This is a genomic window from Frankia sp. Cppng1_Ct_nod, from assembly GCF_920656135.1.
Taxonomy (GTDB): domain Bacteria; phylum Actinomycetota; class Actinomycetes; order Frankiales; family Frankiaceae; genus Protofrankia; species Protofrankia meridionalis.
Map to the genome: position 1 here is coordinate 48009 of NZ_CAKKTK010000018.1, position 19935 is coordinate 67943.

General features: G+C 66.9%; 20 protein-coding genes and 1 pseudogene. 9 read left to right on the top strand and 12 right to left on the bottom strand.

Annotated elements, in window-relative coordinates:
• The first annotated feature begins 45 nt into the window (after positions 1-45).
• Positions 46-387 carry an ArsR/SmtB family transcription factor gene (locus tag NBW77_RS08015; protein ID WP_131747156.1) on the top strand — a complete coding sequence of 114 codons (342 nt, stop codon included), beginning with the start codon at positions 46-48 and terminating at the stop codon, positions 385-387.
• Positions 384-1655 (top strand): malic enzyme-like protein, encoded by a 1272-nt coding sequence (locus NBW77_RS08020; RefSeq protein WP_131747155.1) that lies wholly within the window; start codon positions 384-386, stop codon positions 1653-1655. The genes NBW77_RS08015 and NBW77_RS08020 overlap by 4 nt, the downstream gene beginning before the upstream one ends.
• 61 nt (positions 1656-1716) lie before the next feature.
• On the opposite strand, the gene NBW77_RS22045 is transcribed toward NBW77_RS08020, so the two are convergent.
• From NBW77_RS22045 to NBW77_RS08040, 5 genes are all read right to left on the bottom strand, one after another.
• On the bottom strand, positions 1717-1842 hold the full coding sequence (locus tag NBW77_RS22045; RefSeq protein WP_284346898.1) for a hypothetical protein: 126 nt from the start codon (positions 1840-1842) through the stop codon (positions 1717-1719).
• 61 nt (positions 1843-1903) lie between these two features.
• The gene (locus tag NBW77_RS08025) at positions 1904-5293 is read right to left on the bottom strand and encodes an AMP-binding protein (RefSeq protein WP_250279507.1); all 3390 of its coding nucleotides are present in this window, start codon (positions 5291-5293) and stop codon (positions 1904-1906) included.
• A gap of 441 nt (positions 5294-5734) precedes the next feature.
• Positions 5735-5944: a hypothetical protein gene (locus NBW77_RS22750; RefSeq protein WP_242605885.1), complete on the bottom strand. Its 210-nt coding sequence runs from the start codon at positions 5942-5944 to the stop codon at positions 5735-5737.
• A gap of 123 nt (positions 5945-6067) precedes the next feature.
• Entirely contained in the window at positions 6068-7087 is a 1020-nt protein-coding gene (locus NBW77_RS08035) for a hypothetical protein (protein WP_175324729.1), read from the bottom strand.
• Between the two features lie 606 nt (positions 7088-7693).
• A complete protein-coding gene (locus tag NBW77_RS08040) occupies positions 7694-7831 on the bottom strand; it encodes a hypothetical protein (protein ID WP_250279508.1) in 138 nt (45 codons plus the stop codon).
• Positions 7832-8224: 393 nt separating this feature from the next.
• Here NBW77_RS08040 and NBW77_RS08045 point away from each other — a divergent pair, with 393 nt between their 5' ends.
• Both NBW77_RS08045 and NBW77_RS08050 read left to right on the top strand, forming a co-directional pair.
• Complete coding sequence (locus NBW77_RS08045) at positions 8225-9076, top strand: HpcH/HpaI aldolase family protein (protein ID WP_165486146.1); 852 nt, start codon at positions 8225-8227, stop codon at positions 9074-9076.
• 62 nt (positions 9077-9138) lie between these two features.
• The gene (locus NBW77_RS08050) at positions 9139-9504 is read left to right on the top strand and encodes a hypothetical protein (protein WP_165486145.1); all 366 of its coding nucleotides are present in this window, start codon (positions 9139-9141) and stop codon (positions 9502-9504) included.
• A 56-nt stretch (positions 9505-9560) separates the two neighbouring features.
• Here NBW77_RS08050 and NBW77_RS08055 read toward each other — a convergent pair whose 3' ends face one another.
• Positions 9561-9857, bottom strand: coding sequence for a DUF1540 domain-containing protein (locus NBW77_RS08055; RefSeq protein WP_131747152.1), 297 nt, complete (start codon positions 9855-9857; stop codon positions 9561-9563).
• Positions 9858-10605: 748 nt separating this feature from the next.
• On the opposite strand from NBW77_RS08055, the gene NBW77_RS22050 reads away from it, so the two are divergent.
• The 3 genes from NBW77_RS22050 (at position 10606) to NBW77_RS08065 (ending at position 12835) form a co-directional block, all read left to right on the top strand.
• Positions 10606-10728 carry a hypothetical protein gene (locus NBW77_RS22050; protein ID WP_284346899.1) on the top strand — a complete coding sequence of 41 codons (123 nt, stop codon included), beginning with the start codon at positions 10606-10608 and terminating at the stop codon, positions 10726-10728.
• Positions 10729-10805: 77 nt separating this feature from the next.
• A complete protein-coding gene (locus NBW77_RS08060) occupies positions 10806-12026 on the top strand; it encodes a JmjC domain-containing protein (RefSeq protein ID WP_131747183.1) in 1221 nt (406 codons plus the stop codon).
• Complete coding sequence (locus tag NBW77_RS08065; protein ID WP_131747151.1) at positions 11960-12835, top strand: aldo/keto reductase; 876 nt, start codon at positions 11960-11962, stop codon at positions 12833-12835. Before NBW77_RS08060 ends, NBW77_RS08065 begins: the two co-directional genes overlap by 67 nt.
• Before the next feature lie 50 nt (positions 12836-12885).
• Here NBW77_RS08065 and NBW77_RS08070 read toward each other — a convergent pair whose 3' ends face one another.
• A complete protein-coding gene (locus NBW77_RS08070) occupies positions 12886-13719 on the bottom strand; it encodes a sucrase ferredoxin (RefSeq protein ID WP_131747150.1) in 834 nt (277 codons plus the stop codon).
• 358 nt (positions 13720-14077) lie between these two features.
• Between NBW77_RS08070 and NBW77_RS08075 the strand changes: the two genes are divergently transcribed.
• Both NBW77_RS08075 and NBW77_RS08080 read left to right on the top strand, forming a co-directional pair.
• Positions 14078-15760, top strand: coding sequence for an N-acyl-D-amino-acid deacylase family protein (locus NBW77_RS08075; RefSeq protein WP_131747149.1), 1683 nt, complete (start codon positions 14078-14080; stop codon positions 15758-15760).
• Positions 15761-15794: 34 nt separating this feature from the next.
• Positions 15795-16571, top strand: a complete 777-nt coding sequence (locus NBW77_RS08080; RefSeq protein ID WP_250279509.1) for an SDR family NAD(P)-dependent oxidoreductase — start codon at positions 15795-15797, stop codon at positions 16569-16571.
• A gap of 470 nt (positions 16572-17041) precedes the next feature.
• On the opposite strand, the gene NBW77_RS08085 is transcribed toward NBW77_RS08080, so the two are convergent.
• The 5 genes and pseudogenes from NBW77_RS08085 to NBW77_RS08100 form a co-directional block, all read right to left on the bottom strand.
• Positions 17042-17491: a group II truncated hemoglobin gene (locus NBW77_RS08085; protein WP_131747147.1), complete on the bottom strand. Its 450-nt coding sequence runs from the start codon at positions 17489-17491 to the stop codon at positions 17042-17044.
• A gap of 251 nt (positions 17492-17742) precedes the next feature.
• On the bottom strand, positions 17743-17874 hold the full coding sequence (locus tag NBW77_RS22755) for a hypothetical protein (RefSeq protein WP_284346901.1): 132 nt from the start codon (positions 17872-17874) through the stop codon (positions 17743-17745).
• A 113-nt stretch (positions 17875-17987) separates the two neighbouring features.
• A pseudogene (locus NBW77_RS22760) lies at positions 17988-18425 on the bottom strand (class I SAM-dependent methyltransferase); the annotation flags it as partial.
• Positions 18426-18981: 556 nt separating this feature from the next.
• Positions 18982-19314 carry a hypothetical protein gene (locus NBW77_RS08095; RefSeq protein WP_165486143.1) on the bottom strand — a complete coding sequence of 111 codons (333 nt, stop codon included), beginning with the start codon at positions 19312-19314 and terminating at the stop codon, positions 18982-18984.
• A 65-nt stretch (positions 19315-19379) separates the two neighbouring features.
• Positions 19380-19935, bottom strand: a 556-nt coding sequence (locus tag NBW77_RS08100) for a cation diffusion facilitator family transporter (protein WP_242605882.1), incomplete at its 5' end; no start/stop codon positions are given.

Sequence of the window (19935 nt, forward strand, 5' to 3'; positions counted from 1 at the left end):
CCCGGGGCCGGATGTGGGGGGATGAGAATGAGGGGAGCCGCGCGGATGCAGGTTCCGCTGTATCAGGCGAAGGCGGAGTTCTTCCGGATGCTCGGGCATCCGGTGCGGATCCGGGTGCTGGAACTGCTACAGGACGGGCCGATGCCGGTCCGGGATCTGCTCGTGGCCATCGAGGTGGAGCCGTCGAACCTCTCCCAGCAGCTGGCGGTGTTGCGCCGGTCGGGGATCGTGACCGCGACCCGGGACGGCTCGACCGTGGTGTACGCGCTCGCGGGCGGCGATGTGGCCGAGCTGATGCGGGCCGCGCGGCGGATCCTCACCGAGATGCTGGCCGGGCAGGAGGGGCTGCTCGCACAGCTTCGTGACGCCGAGGCGGGATCCGGGTGAGCGGACCGGTCCCGGGCGCCGCCGGGGTAAACCCCGCGTACAGCATCCAGATCCGCATCCTGGCACGGGCGATGGCCACGGTCGAGGCGGTCCTCGCCGACGCACCCGGCGCGGTCACCTGCCAGTCCGACGAGTCCGACGAGTCCGACGAGTCCGACCCGACCGGGGCCCGGCGCATGGTCCTCGACGCCGACAGCATGCCCACCCTGACGTGGCTCACCACCACGCTGCGGCGCCGTCTCGGCGCCGACCTGCTGCACGCCGAGGATCTGGTCTTCCTTGCCGCCTCCACCGGCAAGCTCTCCCAGCGGGTCTGCGCGGCCACCACCACCGGCCATGACGTCGCACTGCTGGACGCCGATGCCGACCGCCGCGTCATCACCCATCTGACCACCCACCCACGCCACACCGACCGCTACACCGGCCGTTCCCGGCGGGTAGCCCTGCTCACGGATGCGAGCGCCGTCCTGGACTTCGAGCCGCTGCCGGCCGAGACCGCCCTGCCCGCGGTGGAGTCCCAGGCCGTCCACCTGCACCGGGCCACCGGCCTGGACGTCATCCCGTTACCCGTTGCCGCCCACAGCGTCGATGATCTTGCGTGCGCCATTCGGATGCTTGCTCCCGGGTTTGCCGCCACTGTTCTGATCCACACTCATATCCGTCGCATCAACGCGGCCCGGGCCGTACTCGGCTCCGTACTTGACCCCGCTGATTCCGCCGGCTCCGCACCCCACCTGGTCCTGGACACCGTCAACGACGGTCTTGCCGTGGCAGCCGCTGCCGCCGCCCTGGGCGCCGTCCGCAGGATCGGTATCGACCCACGCCGTGCCCGGGTCGTCGTGGTGGATCCGGCCCGCGGCGGGGAACTCGCCAACCTGCTGGTCGCCGCCGGCATCGGTGACCTCACCCTCTACGATCCTGTCCAGTACGGCATCGGGCCACTACACCGGTTCGCCGACCAGACCGATCTGATCATCGATCTGATCGGCCTGGTAGCGCCGCCCGAGGGCGTTCCGCTGCTCCACACCCGCATGGAGACCCCGCCACCACTGATCGCAGCCACCGCCGGGCCCCGTCCGCTGCATGCGCTGCCAGGTCTGCTCACCGCGGCCATCACCACCCGTCACCCGATCACGACGGCGGCGCGCCTCGCCGCCGTGCATGCGATCACTGCGCAGACGCGGGCCGGACAGCTTCTGCCGTCACTCGACCACCCGCAGCTCACGCCCGCCGTCGCCGCAGCCGCGATCCGGGCACTTGCCCCGTGACAAGCGTTTTCCCGAAACGACATCACCGGCTGATGACCTGTGAGCGCGATGTGGATCGCGGCTAAAGCCCCGCCCGGTCGCCGCGACGGAAGCCGTCCCCGCCGTTGCGGGAGGTCTCGGGGCGGGAGATGTCGACGCGCCAGAACTCCGCGATGCCCCGACCGACCGGCCGGTTCGCCGTCGCCACCGTGGGACTATGAGCCCCATAGTTAGTCCGACAACGACAGCCGGCAGGACGACAGGGACGGCTACCGCCGAGTCGGGCCTGTGCGAGGCGAGGGTCGTCCGTGGCTCGTCGTCGGCGGCAGCTCACGCCGCAACACGTCGAGGTAGTCCTCGACGATCGCGGTCACCTCGTCCGCAGAGAACAGGGCACCGCGGTACTTGCACTCGACGAGGATCCCCCCCTCGTACTGGTACGCATAGAACATCATGTGGAAGCGCACGTCGATCGGCAGCTCGCGGGCGAACACGCCGCTGCCCGGTGGCAGCGCCATCGCGCCGCCCACATCCATCTTGGTGAAGAAGGTGTTGGTGACCGCGAACTTGTGCGGCTGCCGCTCGATGCCGAGGTCCTCAGCCATCCGGTCCAGCTGCCAGCGCTGGTGGGTCACCGCCTTGAACAGCTTCGTCTGCACGCCCTCGACCAGGTCCTTGAAGGCACCGTCCGGCTCGACCCGCATCCGGATCGGTACCAGGTTGATGAACATCCCGACCACGTCGCGGATGTCCGCCCGGTCTCGGCCGGCCAGCGGCGTGCCGATGATGAGGTCCCTGCCGCCGGTGCGCCGCCCGATCGCGGCGAAGAAGGCGGCGTACAGGATCGCCGCGACGCTGACCCTGCGGGGCGCGGCCGCCGCAGTGACCGCATCCGCCAGCTCGGCCGGCAGCGCCGCGACCACGCTCGCGCCGGCGGCGCTACCTGTCCTGGCCGCGGTGGCGTCGACTGGCAGCGTGTCCGGAAGGTCGCCGACCAGCTCCTCGCACCAGTACCGGCGGGAATCCTCGAGCAGGCCGGACGTCTCCAGGCGGTTCATCCAGACCGCGTAGTCGCGGTACCGGATCGGCACGGCCTCCGCCGGCTCCTGTGCCGGCCCTGATCCCGTGACCGCGGCCGTGTACGCGGCCTCGATCTGGTCCCGGACCGACAGGAACGACCAGCCATCGGCGATCATGTGATGGGCCGTCAGCAACAGCAGCGCGGCGTCCGGTGCGGTGCGCACCAGCGTCGCCCGGGTGAGTGGGCCGTTGGCCAGGTCGAACACGTGCGCGGCGGCGGCTCCCTCGATCGCGGCGAGCGCCACGCCCTGCTCCTCGTCCGGCAAGCCGCGCAGGTCGTGGACGTCGAGCGGCACATCGCAATCCGGTATGACGATCTGGCGAAGCTCGCCGGAGACCTCCGGGAACAGCGTGCGCAGCGACTCGTGCTGCAGCCATAGCGAACGGATCACGGCCTTCAGCACGTCCACGTCGACGGCGCCGAACGGGATCCGCTGGCTCATGTTGCCCCAGGTCCGCCGCCGGTCGCCCAGGTAGTCGGCCGCCCAGCGGCGCTGGATCGGGGACAACGGGTAGCTGTTCGCGTCCTCGACCGGCGGGATCGGGCTGCGCAACACGGCGACCGTCGCCTCGGCCGACGGTCGCGGCCCGTCGGCGCTGTCGGTACGGGTCAGCGCACCGGCGAGCCTGCGCACCGTCGGGTTCGCGTACAGGACACTCGCGTCGAAAGCGAGACCGAACTCGGCGGCAACGGCGGTCGCCTCGACCGCACGGAGTGAGTCCCCACCGAGCGCGAAGAAGTCGTCGTCGGGGCCGATCCCGTCCGCATCGATCACAGCCGCCAGCGCGAATGCGAGCTTGTCCTCCACCGTGTCGAGCGAGGCCGGAGCGCTGCGCCGCTGCCCGACCTCCAGCGTGCTGCTGGCGACGGTGGACAGCTCGCCGCCGAGGTATCCGGCCTTCGTCGCCGACCGGCGGATCTTGCCGCTGCTGGTCTTGGGGATCGTGCCGCGGGTCAACAGGACCAGTCCGTGAACGACGATGCCGTGATCCTGGGCGATCCGGCTGCGGACCCCCCGGGCGATCTCAGCCGCCGCCTCCTCGTTCACCGGGCTCGCGCACTCGGCCGCGATGACCAGCTGCTCTTCAGTGTCGGCGGTCACGCTGAACGCGGCCGCGCAGCCGGCGCGCAGGCGGCGGTCGGCCGACCAAGCGGCCTCTTCGAGGTCCTGGGGGAAGTAGTTGCGGCCGCGGATGATGATCATATCCTTGATCCGACCCGCCACGTACAGGTCTCCGTCCTGGATCAGACCCAGGTCGCCGGTGCGCAGGTATGGGCCGTTCCCACCGGCCAACTCGGCACGGAAGCTCTGCTCGCTGTCTTTGGGACGGTTCCAGTAGCCGTTCGCGACACCCGGGCCGGCTACCCAGATCTCGCCCACCTCGCCGTCCGGGCAGACCGTTCGGGTCTCCGGATCGACGATCTGCACCGCGGTAGCGGTAACCGGGCAGCCGACCGAGACCAGCTTCCCGGCCTGGGCGTCCGGCGCGGGGGTGGTATGGATCGGCGTACCGGGTGCGGAGCCGGCCACCAGGAGCGTGGCCTCGGCGAGCCCGTACACGGGCAGGAACGCCGCAGCGTCGAAGCCGCACGGAGCGAACGTCTCGGCGAACCGGTCCATGGTGGCGGCCCGTACCGGCTCCGCGCCGCTGAGCGTGAACTTCCAGTGGCTCAGGTCGAGCCCGCGTAGCCGATCCGGGTCGGCCTTGCGCACGCACAGGTCGTACGCGAAGTTCGGAGCGACACTGTGCGTGGTACTGAAGTGGGCCATCGCCTCCAGCCAGCACAGCGGGTCCCGCAGGAAGTCGAACGGCGCCATCAGCACGGTCTCGATGCCGGTACAGATCGGCATCAGGATCCCGCCGATGAGCCCCATGTCGTGGTATGGCGGTAGCCAGGACGTGACCCTGACGTCCGCGTCCGGCCGGCACAGGTCGACGATGGCGCTGATGTTCGCCAGCAGGTTGGCGTGGGTGACCATCACGCCACGCGGATTCCCGGTCGAACCGGAGGTGTACTGCAGGAAGGCGAGCGCGTCCGAAGCGACCGCGTCCGGCACCACGAACCCGGCCGGGTCGGTGGTCAGTGCGTCGGTGGCGAGCCACGGCACCGTGATCTCGTCGCCTTCGAGTGCGAGACCCGCACGGCAGCCGTCGAGCAGATCGGCGCTGGTGAGGAAGGTCGATGGGCTCGCGTCGCGGACAATGCCGACCAGCGTCGCCACCGACCTGCCCGCGTACGGCGGGTAGGCCGGGACTGCGACCACGCCCGCGTACAGGCAACCGAAGAACGCGGCGATGTAGTCGGGCCCAGGGGCGTACAGCAGCACGGCCCGGTCACCGGGCTTCGCATGCTCACCGAGCGCCGCGGCGATGGTCCCGGCCCGCGCGTCGAGTTCCCCGTAGGTCACCACGCGGCTGCCCGACTCGTCCTCGAACCGCCTCGCGTCCGTGATGAAGCGGAACGCGGTCTGGTGGGGGTGGGCCTGCGCCCGAGCACGCAGTGCATCACACAGGGTCGCAACGCCGGAGAGCGCCGGAGCCGCCGTCATGGCGTTGGTCGGGGCGGGAGTGGTCACGTGTCCTTCTTTCCCTCGTCGTAGAACAACGTCTGCCACTGCCGGACTATCCGCGGACACCCGTTTTGATCATTGTCACCTTGATCGGGATATCGTTGATCGCGCATGCGATCAGGTCCCGATCGGCCAGCTGGAAACACCCGTCCCCGTCGATCGCCTACACAGTTATCTCCGGCCGCCCCGCCTTCGCCCCCATCACCCGCCGCATGCCCCGTTATCTCGACCCACCCGGGTTCAACCACACATATGGATGCTCATCCGACACGATCAGATCCGCGATCATCGCCCGGCAGTCCCCACGATCGGCACGTCCGCCACCGGTTCTTCGAAATCTCCGCCGGATCGATCGGATCGATGTCCGCGTGCAGGATGTTCACCTCCAGCGCGAATGTGGTCAGCCTCACGGCCGTCCGATCATCGAACCGCGCCCTAAGGACACGATCAGACCCGCCTCCTGCGACGCCGCCACCGGCCAGGGCATCCCGGGCATCCCCAGATGCTGCCGGTTACTGCCCGGAAACGCCCCCGCGCCATCAACGTGGTCACCACCGGGATCCCGGTCACCTTGAGCAGCACTCGCGGCTCCACCGAAGCCAACGCCCTGAGTAGCCTACCCCCGACATACAGCACCGGACGGCACGCGGCCGCCATCAGCCACGCGGCCTCTCGCGCCTGCTTGGCATGCGACCCGATCGCGCCGCCCGGCGACGGACAGCTCAGCGGGACCGGACGATACAGCGGGAGGGAACTGTGCGGCTGGAACCGCCCTGCGGATCAGCCGTTGACGAGGTAGTCCGTGCCCGGAATGAAGTGCTCGGCGTGCGGAGCCAGATCGTCCACGTTGACGGATTTGATGATCCACCGTTCCCGGAGTGCGTCCTCGCTCCCGATTGAGATGATCTCCTTCGCGTGGACCGCATGGTTGTTGTACACGCAGGCAAAGTCGCCGGGGCTGATGAAGACGCGCTCCTTGACGTTGTGCAGGACCTTCTTCAGCTTCTGGCTGAGGGCCTCGGCCTCTGGGATGAGACCGACCGTGCGGTTCTCGAAGTACCGGATGTCGGTCTCGCCGCTCAGGACAGGGTGCTGGTCTGCGTCCCCGAGCTCGCGGTTGCCGCCGTACACCGTCAGGTCATCGAACGGTGTGTAAAAGTTGGGCCGGCGCAGCTGCTCCAGCTCCTCGGCGGTGAAGGCCTCGATGACGTCGATGTTACGGACGAAGGTGGTGTACACCTCGTTCACCGGATTACTGCGCATACCCAGCATGTAGACGTGGTCCGGCCGGACGAAGTGGTTCGCCAGGTCCTTGTGGAAGTAGATCTCCTTCAGTGCCTTCTGCGACTGCGACTCGGAAAGTGCGCGCTTGGGGTAGATGTCCTGAAACACGTCACCATCATTGACGTTGACATAGCCGATTCCCGGGGTCTTGCGCAATTCCGCGAACAGCGCTAGGAAAGCCTCTGCGATGAACGTCTTCTTGATTTCGTATTTCGAGCGTACCGGCTCGTCGAAGTCGAACGGTGGGACATCCCGGTCGATCGGCGCATTCTTCACGAGGATGACCGGATCGCGGTCACGGTCCCGGTCGACCAGCGACTCACTGAAGCGTACGAAACGCTCCGGTACCTTTCCGTCTGCTATTAGGACGCGTACCTGGAACAGGAAGGCGTCGTAGGTGCGGTACGGGTTTGCGTTGATCGAGTTGAGTTCCTTCGCGAGGCCGTCCCGCTCGCTGTCGGTGAACTCGAAGTCGACGGCAACATCTTTGGCGGTTTCGGCGGTGGCGACGGACACGAAGCCCTCCCAAAGGGGGTGGTTACTGCCTCTGCTGGTGACATGTACAAAGGCGCCATGCGGACCTCAACATCGCCGCATACCGGCCGCTCGTGGTGGTACGTCATCTGCGTTCCTGCAGGTAAGGCCTACTGGTACCGGTTAGGCAGAGACCTCACCTGGCACCGGCCCGCTGCCAGGTCGTACCTCGTCCAGCGGGGTGGCAGCATCCGGTCGGAACGCGCGCCTGTAACCACCAAGCATCTTTGCCCCTGAACATGAGGTAACTACAACACGCCGTCGCGTTACGTGTCAAGCTGATTCGTGCAGCGTGCGGCATCCAGATTCAATTTCGGCGAGAAACCCAGGTCACAAACCTCCCGCCGGATCAGGAAGCCGTACATCCCCTACCTGTCGCGACGACGGATCCGATGAGAAATCTTGACGACAGATTACCGAGAAGATCTTGAAGAAGCCCTTGTCAGCGCCGGCCCAGGAGACAGGAGGGATGAAAATCTACACGGGGTCGGTTCGTCTCGTCGGGGTGGCTGGCAGGGCCTCGCGAAGTTGCTTATCAGCAGGTCATGAGGGTCCGAGGCGGCTGTTCGGGTCGGCGGGCGGGTGCCGTCATCCTTTCGCGATGTTGATGGTGCCGGTCGGGCGGAGGATGCTGACGGCGAGGTTGCGCAGCGAGGCCATGGCGCGGGGGCCGTTGCCGGTTCGGATCCGGCTGTGGGCCGCGGCGAAGGTGACGTCGCAGGTCATCCCTGACAACCAACACACGAGCCGGTCTTCCAGCATGTAATAGACCGGTTTCCGGTAGACACTGGTCGATTCCATGCGGACGATTGTCACCTTGTTCTCGGCGAGTCAGTCGGTGAGCAGTGCCGGTGGCCTGCCGGTGGTGGTGAACATATAGAATCCGAGGAATACACTCGTGGCAACAGGAAAGGTGCCCCAGGTCCCCCGCCTTCATAATCATAGACGGGCTCTTCGTGCCGGAGCAAGCCGAGGCCGATCCGCATAGTACTACACCATCACCCTGGATGAGAAACATCTGATCATCCATCGACCCTGGTCAACAACAACTGGAAGCCCGCTCAAATTCTCATCCGAACGGGTGGTGACCAGTCGTCATGAATGCGCATAGGAGAAATAGTGACCAAGGATCTTCTCGTATTCCCTAGCGTTACTGCCGATGGAGTCCTCGCCGCCGTAGGGACAGTTATTACCGTTCCTGATCCACGAATTCTTGAGGTTGCGGTTAAGGCGGGGTGCGACTGGATTTTTGTCGATTGTGAGCATGGCAACATATCAACGGATCAGCTGAGTGGCCTTCTGTGTGCTGCTCCCGCGTCTGTATCGGTCCTGGTCCGAATTCCAGCCAATGAGGAGATATTTGTAAAGCAGGCGCTCGATGCGGGTTGCGGTGGAGTTATCTGCCCGAAGGTCGAGAGTCCCGTCGAAGCGGAACGACTCGTAAGATGGGCCAAGTATCCACCTCTAGGGGAGCGCTCGGTAGGAATCGCCCGAGCTCATGGGTATGGCCTGGAGTTCGATAACTATGTGAGTGAAGCCAACACGAAGACCTCGGTCGTCGTGCAGATTGAAACCGTCAGAGGTGTGGAGGAGTTGGCGAGAATTCTGGGTGTCGAAGGGCTTGGGGGCGTTTTCATCGGACCGTACGATCTTTCCGGAAGCATGGGAGTTCCGGGTAGGGTGGACGCTCCCACAGTTCAACGGTTAGTCATTGAGGTTGTCAAGACATGCAAGAAGACCTCTACGCCGGTTGGTCAGTTCTTCGGTACGGAGGTTGATTTTATAAAATGCCCTCATCGCGACGATCTCGATTTTGTAGCAATTGGACTCGATACTTCAATTCTAGCTCACGAAATTTCAAGGTCCATAGCCATGATAGGTGACAGCTTCCAGCAAGGGCAAGCACACAAGGTACGGGATACCCCGAATCATCCCCGCTCGCGCGGGGCCGACTCGAACGGCTGCGAATAGCTGCCATCGGAATATTGATCATCCCCGCTCGCGCGGGGCCGACGTGCGGGCAGCGGCGGCCGGTGAGCCGGGCGCAGGACGGCAATCAGCACAGCGTTCGTGGCGAGTACGCCGGTGGACAACGCCGCCATGACCATCGAGTGGGCTTGGTGGAAGTCGTGCATCGTCTCGGTCGGAACCGTGGATTTCTCGATCAACCGGAAGACGACGTCGCCTGCGACCTGCCGGCCTGGCTGTGCCCGCTCGCACTCGGCGGCGACCTCGCCGCCGCCGAGCCCAGGAACATCCGCTACACGCTGCTGCGCACCGCCGGCCGCATCATCCTCGACCAGCGACGCCGCCGAGGACGCATCCCCGAAACCTGGCCCTGGGCTGACGCGCTGGCCACCGTGTTTACCGGGACTTTCGCCCTGCCCGCGCCCACCTGACAGCATCCCGCCGACCCGTGGAGCCGGCGTCCTTATCGTCGGGCGTTCTAAAGAGATTACCGGGCGCTCTGACGAGGTTGGTATGTGAGGCAGTCGACGCCGTTCTGCTGGAAACCGACTGTGATGTTCGGGGCTTGACACTCAAAATCGACATTGTGTGTGCAGTCGGACATCTTGCAGGCGCCGACGCGGCCGGAGGATGACGAGTCGCCGCCCTTGGACGGGGCGACAAAGAACGTATCGCAGTGAGCGTGTCTGACATTTCCGACAGTGATTGCCAATGCATGGCAGTCACGACCACGGTTGTAGGCGCAGGGCTCGACCGCGCACTCGGTCACGGCTGGCATTTCCATGGCATCCTCCGATTTTCCGGAACTCCATTGTGATTATTTTTCTAAGTCTTGCAGGCACTTTTTAGCGAACCGTCACCAGGGCGTCAAGGCGAGTCAGGATCGGTAGCGGAAGTCATCTGGTGCTCCGTTTCTGTCATTTACACTTCTTCGCGAAATCGCCAAAACTCATGGTTTCGTGTGTTTCTGATGGTTGGGTCCGGTGGAAGAATTCCATCATTCTTGCAAATGTGGCATCCCGTAACGCGGCGCGCTGACGTCTCCCGTGGTACGTGTCCCGGTCGGCTGGGCGGGAGGCCGATCCCGACAGTCCCCGTGAAAACTTACCCGGTGTTCGAGCATCTGATTTCACCTTGCCCGTATCCGGATCGTGATGCTATATGATCTACGAGGCAAGGGGGTGGGTGGACGGCTTGCGTCCGGGGTTCGGGTGGTGTATTGGGGTGGTGTTTCATTCCGAGTCACTTGCTTGAGACTCCGGCGGATGGTGTGGTCCACCGCCGGCCGGTGGTGAGGACGAACCGCTGGCTGGACCATGGGCCGGATCTGTGCTTAACCGGCTGTTCCAACCTCGACCGAGACTTCGGGGCGGCGAACGTTACGGGATGTATTCACGCAAACGGCTTGTGAAACTCCTCGCGTGTACGTATAGTACGTCTGGCACCTTCACATGGCTTAAATTCGAGCGGTGAATGGTGTTGCCGTACAGGTGGTTGTCGGAAGAAGGCCGTCAGATCTCGAGGAGGAGCGCGTGGACGCAGACGACGATCTTATCGTGGCGGTGGAGACCTTGACCGGCATTCAGGACCGTTTCGATACCGAGCATTCGGACAGCGACGGTTCGGACGGCCTCAACTACCCTGAAGGCCAGTGACGGACCGGTCCGGAAACATGGGTGAACCCGACCCGCCGATCGCGCCAGGGCTGGACATGAGCCAGGACAGGTTGTCGATGGAACATCCGCTGGTTCGTGCCATCGAGGCGGCGCTCGGCTGGTCGGGCGCATCTTCTCTGGGGAAGAACTTCACTCGCGGTCACTTCGCTGACGAGGCGTTGTGTCAGCTACTGCTCACGCCGTCCCGGCTGTTGGATCTGGTGATGCGGCGTAACCTTGAGCCCCCGCAACTCAGGTGCTTTCAGAGCGGTGTGGAGATGAACTCGGGTGACTATCTCACCACCCGATTCGGCCGGCGGGGACAGCGGATCCGCCTCGTTGACATGAACCGGCTGGCCGACCTTCTCGATTCCGGGCTCACCCTGGTTCTCGACGGGCTTGACACGTTCGACGCAACGTTGGAGGTGGCCTGCCGGGCTCTTCAATGGTGGTCCCATGAGCTGGTCCAGGTGAACGCGTATCTGACCACCCGGTCGACAGCGGGTTTCCCGCTGCACTGGGACGACCACGATGTCATCGTCGTCCAGCTCCTGGGCGAGAAGACATGGGACGTGCGGAGCTTCTCCCGTACCGATCCGATGTACCGGGACGCGGAACGTAACAGTATCCCCAGCGAGCAGTCCATGTGGAAGGGCCTGCTCCGGGCCGGTGACGTCATGCACATTCCGCGTGGATACTGGCATCAGGCGACGCGCGCCGAGCACACCGGTGGCATGAGTCTCCATGTCACGTTCGGCTTCCCGAAACGGACCGGCGTCGACTGGCTCACCTGGCTCGCCGACCAGGCTCGTGGGGCCGAGGTGTTCCGGCGCGATCTGGTCCGTAACGGTAGCGAACAGGAACGGGTCGCCCAGGAACGCGCGTTGGCGGACGCGGCGGTCGATCTGCTGCGATCGTCGCCGCCCGCCGCGTTCCTTGCCGACCGTGAACGGATGCAGCCGCCGAGACGCCACCCACCGGCACTGCCCGTGGACTGCTCCGGCGAGGGTCCCGAATCGGTCGTCTGCATTACTGAATTCGAGCCCGAATTCGTTGAGAGCGGCGAGAACGTGATCGTTTCCGGGGGAGGGAAGAGGCTGACCTTCAGGAAGAAGGCCCGCCCGGCCCTCGATCGGCTGCTGAGCGGTCTCCCGGTCAACGTTGCCAAACTGGGTGTGGAGACTGGGACGGACGTCCGCAGGCTCGCCGACCTGGTGGTCAGGGAGGGGATGTGCGTCGGTCTGACACCCGAATTGTTCTCGGGCTACACAGGTCTCGGCATGACCGCGGACTGCTAGAGAGCGCTCTCGACCTCGGCATCCGGAATATCGACACGGCGTTCAACTACGTGGGTTTCCGTTCGCATGAGATCCTGGTCCGTACCGCGGCTGATCTCCTTCCCCATTTCTCCGTGTCCACCAAGGTGGGTTTCTTCCCGGGTACCGACGGCCGCAGCGATCATTCGCTGGAACCGGCCAGACTCCGCGAAGCCCTTGAGATGACGGCGGTGACGCTCGGGCGGGTGCCGGATGTTGTCTTCCTGCACAATCCCGAACGGTCGCTGGGCGACCTCGAACCCGCTGACGCTGCTGATCGTCTCGCGGTGGCGGCCGGTATCCTGGCGGACGCGGTCACTGCCGATCTCTGCCGCTCATGGGGTATTTCCACCTGGAATCCCCAGTCGGTGCTTGCGGCGGTCACCGCTGCCGGGCCGTCCGGGTTGGCCCGACCGCGGTATCTCATGCACCGTGCCGGCATCCTGGTCCCCGCGAGAATCCTGGACACCGTTGATGATCTCGCTCGCGCTCTCGATGTCGCGACCGGACGGCGGTGGGGTATGAGTCCTTTCGGGGGTGATACGGCGGACGGTGTCTGGCGCACGATGGCACTGCATCCGCTGATGGCGGCGAACGAGGAGTGCTCCACCGTGGCGGCGGCATTCCGCCTTGCTTTTGTTCTGCCCCCGGTCGGTCGGGTTGCGGTGGGCACGAACCGTCCCGGACACCTGGAGGAGCTGGTTCGCGCACTTGATCTGAATGTTGACGATCGCAACGTCGACCGATTCCGGGACATGCTCGCCCGGCGGCAGATGCGCGCCGTGGGGTAGGTGGGCCGTGGGGTAGGCGGGCCGTGGGGTAGGCGGGCCGGGATGCCGGATCAGCGACGGGCCATGACCCTCCATCGTCGACCGGTGGATTTCTCCGCTGCCGAACAGGTGAAGTGGATCTTGCTGCCCTCGTGCGTATCGTGATAGACGTCGAGCAGATGTTGCCGGCCTCCATGCTCGGCCGCGACCGTATAGTGATCACCATTCTGGCTGGTGACGGTGATATGCGGGAGATCTTCCGGTCGGCGCAGACGGTAGCGCTCCCGAAACCAGATCTCGGCGACGGATTCGGCTGGCGTGGAGCCGAGCCTGCCCCGGATGTGGCCGAGCGGCAGTAGACCGTCGAGGGCCAGCTCGGACAGCTGCTCGTCGGTGGCGCTGTCGAGGCGGCCGAGAAGGTATCCGCCCGGCAAGGCGATGGCGTTCGCCGCGAGGCGGTCACCGCCGATGTGGCTCACGCCGAAGGCCGGGGCGTCGGGTAGCAGGTCGTGGAGACGGCGCAGCAGGGGAGCGCCCACCAGACCGCAGCACGGGTCGTGGCGGCCGTGGATGCACACGCCGAGAAACGGGACCTGCGGCAACGGCGCGAGCGGCGCAGCGCTCGCGCCGTGGTCCGCCTCCGATCGCGTCGTGCCTCGCGTGATCCTCCGGCCGTGCACGTTCCACAGGAACGGCTCCAGTGCGGCCGAGCTGTTCGGGTATGACCGGTACAGGACAGTCGTGGTGTCGGCCGGGACCGGACCGAGACCGGGCACCGACGCCGGGGCGGGACCGGCGAACCGGGGCCACGGAGCGGGTGCGGGGAGGAACAGGTAGCTGCGATGCCGGGGGACCGTGCCACGGATGTCCTCATGGATGCCCCGCGACTCCGACGAGCAGACCACCGTGCGTGAGCCTGGCGGCGCGCATGTCGCCAGGCCCCCGGCAGATGACGATATTGGATGATCCTGTCGGGAACGCCGCGGTTGCGGGACTTCCGGTCGGGTAGCGTCGTCCACACGGCTCCTTGGGACTCACGAGATCCAGGCTTCAGGTAAGGCTAACTTTAACTTGTGGCGGCCGAGGATGGACGGGCCTTCCAGAAGACGGCGCTGTGACGTGACGGACAGATCCGGCATTCCAAGCGCCGGACTATGCGCCGCATAGCGCACCACCTCGTGCACCGGCCCGTTGCGTGCGAGTTCCCTGGCGTGGAACTTTGACAGGTGTAGGAAAGCCCGACCGAGCAAGGGAGGCCCGAGGATGGGTGATCTGCTGGTCCGGGGTGGAACGGTGATCGACGGGACGGGAGCGCCCGGCCGGCGCGGTGACGTGCGGGTACGCGACGGCAGCATCGTCGAGGTCGGGAAGGATCTGCGGCCGGACGGCGAGCCGGTGGTGGACGCGGCCGGTGCCTGTGTGGCTCCCGGATTCATCGACAATCACACCCACTACGACCCGACGTTATGGTGGGACCCGGCGTGCGACCCGATGCCGCAGCACGGGGTCACCTCGGTCCTGACCGGCAACTGCTCCCTGTCGCTGGCGCCGATGCGACCCGAGCACCGCGACGGCGTCGTCTCCGTGTTCAGTTTCATCGAGGACATTCCCAGCAGCGCGTTCGCGTGTTCGGTGCCGTGGACGTGGGAGTCCTATCCGGAGTACGCCAAGGCGCTCGGCGAGCGCACGTTCGGTCTCAACGTCGCGCAGCTCGTCGGCCATTCACCGCTGCGACTGTTCGTGATGGGGGACGAGGCGTGGGAGCGGCCGGCGACCGAGGCGGAGCGCGGCGAACTGGCCGCCATGCTGCGGGGCTGCCTGTCCGCCGGGGCTTTCGGCCTGTCCACGTCTTTTTTTGACGAGGACGCCCACGGCCGCCCCGTCCCCAGCCAGCTCGCCGACGACGCCGAACACGGCGCCCTGCTCGACGTGCTGGCCGAGCATGGGCGGTTCGTCGAGTTCATCCCCGGCCTCAACGGCCCGCACCCGCTGCGCGACGTCGACCGGCTCGCCGCGCTGTCCGGGCCTCGAGGGGTGGTCGCCACCTTCAACGGGGTGTTCCACACGAGCGCCTCGCCGCAGCGGGCGCAGCGGTGGCTGGATCACTGCGCCGGGCTGCAGGCCGCCGGCACCCCGATGTACGCGCAGGTGAGCCCCCGCACCCTGGACATGCGGATCAGCTGGGACAACAGCCTGCTGATGATGACGCTGAAGGACTCCTGGTCGGAGGTGCTCCGGGCCCGCGGGGAGGAGATGCGCCGGCTGCTGGAGGACCCCGCCTGGCGAGCACGTGCCCGCCTCGACTGGGACACCAACCTCCCGCGGATCAGCCCGCTGCGGCGGCTCGACGCGCTGCGGTTCATCAAGGTGAGCCGGCCCGAGAACGAGGTGTGGCTCGGCCGCAGCCTGGCGGACCTGCTCGCCGCCCGCGGCGGGCACGTCTCTGACGTCCTGGCCGACTGGGTCCTCGACAACGACCTCGCCCCCGGCGTCGTCTCGGCCGGGGTCGCCAACGAGGATCCGGCCGGCGTCGCGGGCACCCTGATTCATCCGGGTGCGGTCGTGGGGAACTCCGACGCCGGCGCCCATGTGCAGATGATGTGCGCGAGCGGCGACACCACGCTGCTACTCACCCGCCACGTCCGCGACCGTGGTGACCTCACCGTCGAACGTGCCGTCCACGAGCTGACCGGACGTCAGGCCGAGCTGTTCGGCTTCCGGCGGCGCGGGGTGATCGAACCCGGCCGGGCCGGCGACCTCGTCGTCTTCGCCCTCGACGAGCTGCACTGGGACACCGACGTCTTCGTCGCAGATCTCCCTGACGGCAGCAGTCGGCTCCGGCGACCCGAGGGCGGCTACCGTTACACCGTCGTCGACGGCACCATCACGCAGGAGGCCGGCACCCTCACCGGCGCACAACCCGGCAAGCTCCTGACCGACGGCTGAGCGGGCGGCCGACGGCGGAAAGCAGGAGACGCACATGAGCATCTATGCGGCGGATGCACTTGCGGGTCGGACAGTGTTGGTGACCGGCGGGAGCCGTGGCATCGGGGAGGCGTCCGCGCGGGCGTTGGACGCGGCCGGCGCCCGGGTGGTCCTCTCCGGACGCGACGAGGCCCGCCTCGAGGCGGTCGCCAAGGAGCTGACCGACCCCGTGGTGCTCGCGGCCGACCTGGCGCTGCCCGGAGCCGGGGCCGAGTTGGCCCGCCGGACACTCGACGCCGTCGGGCAGCTCGACATCCTGGTGAACTGCGCGGGCGTGCCGCGGCCCGCCGGGAAGCTCGGCGACGAGGAGCGGCTCGACGCGCTGCTCGCTGTCAACCTCCGCGGCCCGTTCATGCTCGCCGGGATCCTCGCCAGGGCGATGGCCGGCCGCGGCGGGGGCAGTATCGTCACCCTGTCGTCGGTCGCAGGCTCTCGCGGGATCTCCCCCTCGGTCGACTACGCCGCCACCAAGGGCGCGATCGACGCCATGACCCGGACTCTCGCCCTCCGCTACGGGCCACGCGGAGTCAGGGTGAACGCCGTTGCCCCCGGTTACGTCGACACCGAGTTTTCGGGCCCGGCCGCGCAGTTACCCGGCTTCGAGGCCGCGGTGGCCGGTGAGACCGCGCTCGGCAGAGTCGGCCACGCCGATGACGTCGCAGACGTCATCGTGTTCCTCGCCTCCGATGCGGCCCGCTATGTCACCGGCCAGGTGATCGATGTCGACGGCGGGTTCACCACCACCAAGACCCTGGTGCGGATGGGTTCGTGACGAACGTCCGCCGCGTCGTCTGGCCGTCCCTCGGTCCGGATTCTTTCCTTCCCTTCCCGCTCAGTCCTTCTGGACCACCCGACGACACGTCATTCATGGTCAACGTCACAAGATCCTGATCCGCATCTCGCCCTACTCGCTACACCCGACGGACTGATCGTTCTGTCTCAACCCAGCTTGGCAGAGGGGGTACACCGTCAGCGACATGGGTGGGTGGTAGTGGATGCCGTTCGGCGCGGGCAGCCAGTGCCCGCTTGTGAGTGTGCTCGGCAGGCCATCTCCGTCAGCGACCGCGGCTCCCCGTCGTCGGCACCCGCAAGTACCACATCAAGCAGCTCCCGGAGCTGATCGCGGCCTGCTCGCGACATGCGTCCAGTGTGTCGATGCTCCGTAGGCCCGCGCCCTACCGATCTTGCTCGGCTGATGCCGGATATCCGTCCGGTTCTGGGTTCGGCTGGCCGTGCCCGACGTCAGCGGGCGAGGCCCTGGTATCCCCATCGGGGGGTGGGGCCGGGCTCGCCCAGGTCGGTCCCGACGGGGTCATGCGAGACGTCTTGAGCGATGGCGGTGCCCCACTCGAAATACTCCATGAGTGCCGCGGCTAGCTCGGGCCTGTCGGGTAGTACCTCGTGGATCGCGTCGGTCATCAGGTCCAGCCAGCGCTGTCGATGTTCGTCGGTGATGTCGAGCCCGAGGTGGCTGTGCAGCAGCGTCTGGTGGCCGCCAAGGTGTGCGGAGAAGTCCGCTGGCCCACCGAAGACCTCGGCTAGCCAGACGGCCACGTGGTCGAGGTGGGTCGGCGTGAAGCGCGCGAACACGGGTGCGAGCAGCTCGTCTGCGAGTACGCGGTCGTAGAACGCCGCGGACAGGCGCCGCAGGCCGTCCAGGCCGCCCACATCGTTGTAGAGCGAGGAACTCACGATGACCTCCTGAGGCTGTGGCGATGCGGCCCACGGCCTCCACCATCCCAGACCTCGCTTTCGCGACGTCAGCCTTCCCCGCCCGCGCCGAGCCGGGGTCGGCCGCGGGTGTGGCCTGCGGCCGGCGGGCAGGATCTCGCCGAGCAGCATTTCGACGTGGGCCTCTCTCGGATACCTCCGGCATCGGTCCACGCTTGTGTGTGGTGCGTGGTCTTGCCTCGCCTACTGAACCGACCGCAGGGGGCAGGGGGTTAGCGCAGCCGGCGTGCGCGTAGCACCAGGTCGTCAGCATGGTGCGCGCCGGCGCCGCCCTCGGGTGCGATGCGCGGTCGCTGCTCGTTGAGTTCGACCTTCCAGTCGTCGTCGAGGAGCGCGGCGACCATGGGGGGCCAGAGACATAGTCGGACGGGTCGAAGCCGTCGTCGTGCGCCGGCTGGGTGTCCATCCCGGCGTGGTGGACGAGCAGCAGCATGCCGCCGGGCGCAACCGCGGCGAGCAGCGCATGCTCGGCCGCGGCGTCGGGGGTGCGCAGCAGAGCGGGATACTGCGCGGAGACGAGGTCGAACGACCCCAGCGCGTGCCCCGCCTGCGCCAGCTCGGCATGCACCCAGCGAACGGTCACGCCGGCGTCGCGCGCGTGCCGGACGGCCCGCCGCAGCGCCACGCCCGAGACCTCGAGCGCGGTGACATCCCAGCCGCGGCTCGCGAGCCAGACGGCGTCCGCGCCCTCGCCACAGCCGACGTCGAGCACCCGTCCGGGCGTGAGCCCGGCGACCTCGGCAACCAGCGCACTGTTGGGCTGACCGCTCCACAGCAGCTCTCGCTCGGTGTACCGCCCGTCCCATTTCGCCGCCACCGCGGGGTCTCCGACGTATCCGTCGGCAGGCGGGAGGGCGAAGGACGCGGACGATCCCGCCGCGATGTCGTCGGTCACCGGGCCATCGTTGCCTATCGCACTCCTGTCTTACCAGCCCTGTTTGCGATGCGGCACAACGCGACGCTGGGTTCGGAGTACCTCTCCGAACCCAGGCGTGGCGCGGGACCACCTCGCAGGCTGTCGTGGCGTCAGTTCTGACCAACGGGTGACCGGGAGAAGCGCCCTCGGGGCGCCGGTCGGCCGCCGAAGCGCCTGCCCGGATACGGAAGGTCGTCCTGACCCTCGGCGACCGGCGGGACCTGAGCGGGAAGAGCGGCCAGTCCGGGCGGTACCGGTCGCGCTGGCATGGCGCCAACGACTGGCTCGCACGGCCCCTCCGATCCGCGGCCAGGGGAGGCCGGCCAGGATCGGGGGTGTGAGAGGGACGGCGCGCGGGTGACCACGGTCCTGCTCGGATTCGTTGCCGGGTTGCTGATCGCGGCAGTCACCGCTCCCGTCGGGGTCTCCGGCGCGGTGTTCCTGCTCCCCGTCCAACTCGACGTGCTCCGAGTCCCGAACCCTGCCGTCACGCCAACGAACCTGCTGTTCAACGTGGTCGCGACCCCGGGACCACTCATCCCAGCCGCGCCGTACCGATGCCCGATCCCTGGGCCTGTGGGTGGACCATCAGTTCGGAGATCTCCACGACGCCGAGTAGGTGCCGCGCGACGAGATGCGGGTCGAGCTGGGCGAGGAGCACCTCATAGGACAGATCGCCTGGTGGGAATGCGTCGTCGAAGCGGTAGGCGTAGCACGCGCCGACCAGGTCGCCGTCATCCTGGAAGCGTTCGACGTCGTCTTCGGTCTCCGACCACAGGGGCTCTCCGTACGCGGCTCGGTAGACCGCGCGGAGGCGACCCACGAGGCCGGCCAGCTCATGGGCCTCGTCCCGCGTCACGCCGGCCACAGCCAACTCAAATACGGGACGGGACCCGGACCGCCCCAGGCAGGCCGACCTGGGACGACCGGCGGTCAGTGACCCGCGGTGAAGATTTCGCGAGCCTCACGCAGCGCGTAGTAGACGAGTACGTAGCCCGCCAGCGGATCGGCCCACCACCAGCCGAACCCGGCATTGAGCGCCAGACCGGCGAGCACCGCCGTCGCCAACACGCCATCGACGAAGGTGACACGGCCCTCCGCGACCAGCACCGGATTATCCAACGCAGCGCCGGTCCGCGCTTTGCCCCGCGCCAGCAGGAACATCACCGCTGCAGTGATCCCGGTCCAGGCGATACCCGCCGGGCTGTGATGAGGATGGAACCTAACCGCCAGGACCACCGTGGACTGGATCATCATATACACCGCGAGGCAGACGAACGCGGCCCCGATCAGCCGCGAGGCCCGACGCTGGCGTTCCAACCCGGTACCGGTCAACTCCCATACCACGGCGACTGAGGCACCGATTTCGGTCAGCGAATCCAATCCGAACCCGGCAAGCGCCACCGACCGCGCCGTGACCGCGGCGACCGTCAGGACAACGATCCCGACCACGTTCCAGCCCAGCGTGACGAATTCCAACACCAGACCC

Bases quoted from the DNA above. Each gene is read 5' to 3' on its own strand.
- NBW77_RS08015 (WP_131747156.1), top strand. From the start codon at position 46: ATGCAGGTTCCGCTGTATCAGGCGAAGGCGGAGTTCTTCCGGATGCTC.
- NBW77_RS08040 (WP_250279508.1), bottom strand. From the start codon at position 7,831: ATGACCTGCGACGTCACCTTCGCCGCGGCCCACAGCCGGATCCGAACC.
- NBW77_RS22750 (WP_242605885.1), bottom strand. From the start codon at position 5,944: ATGGCGGCCGCGTGCCGTCCGGTGCTGTATGTCGGGGGTAGGCTACTC.
- NBW77_RS08080 (WP_250279509.1), top strand. From the start codon at position 15,795: ATGAGCATCTATGCGGCGGATGCACTTGCGGGTCGGACAGTGTTGGTG.
- NBW77_RS22755 (WP_284346901.1), bottom strand. From the start codon at position 17,874: ATGGTCGCCGCGCTCCTCGACGACGACTGGAAGGTCGAACTCAACGAG.
- NBW77_RS08075 (WP_131747149.1), top strand. From the start codon at position 14,078: ATGGGTGATCTGCTGGTCCGGGGTGGAACGGTGATCGACGGGACGGGA.
- NBW77_RS08055 (WP_131747152.1), bottom strand. From the start codon at position 9,857: ATGGAAATGCCAGCCGTGACCGAGTGCGCGGTCGAGCCCTGCGCCTAC.
- NBW77_RS08060 (WP_131747183.1), top strand. From the start codon at position 10,806: ATGGAACATCCGCTGGTTCGTGCCATCGAGGCGGCGCTCGGCTGGTCG.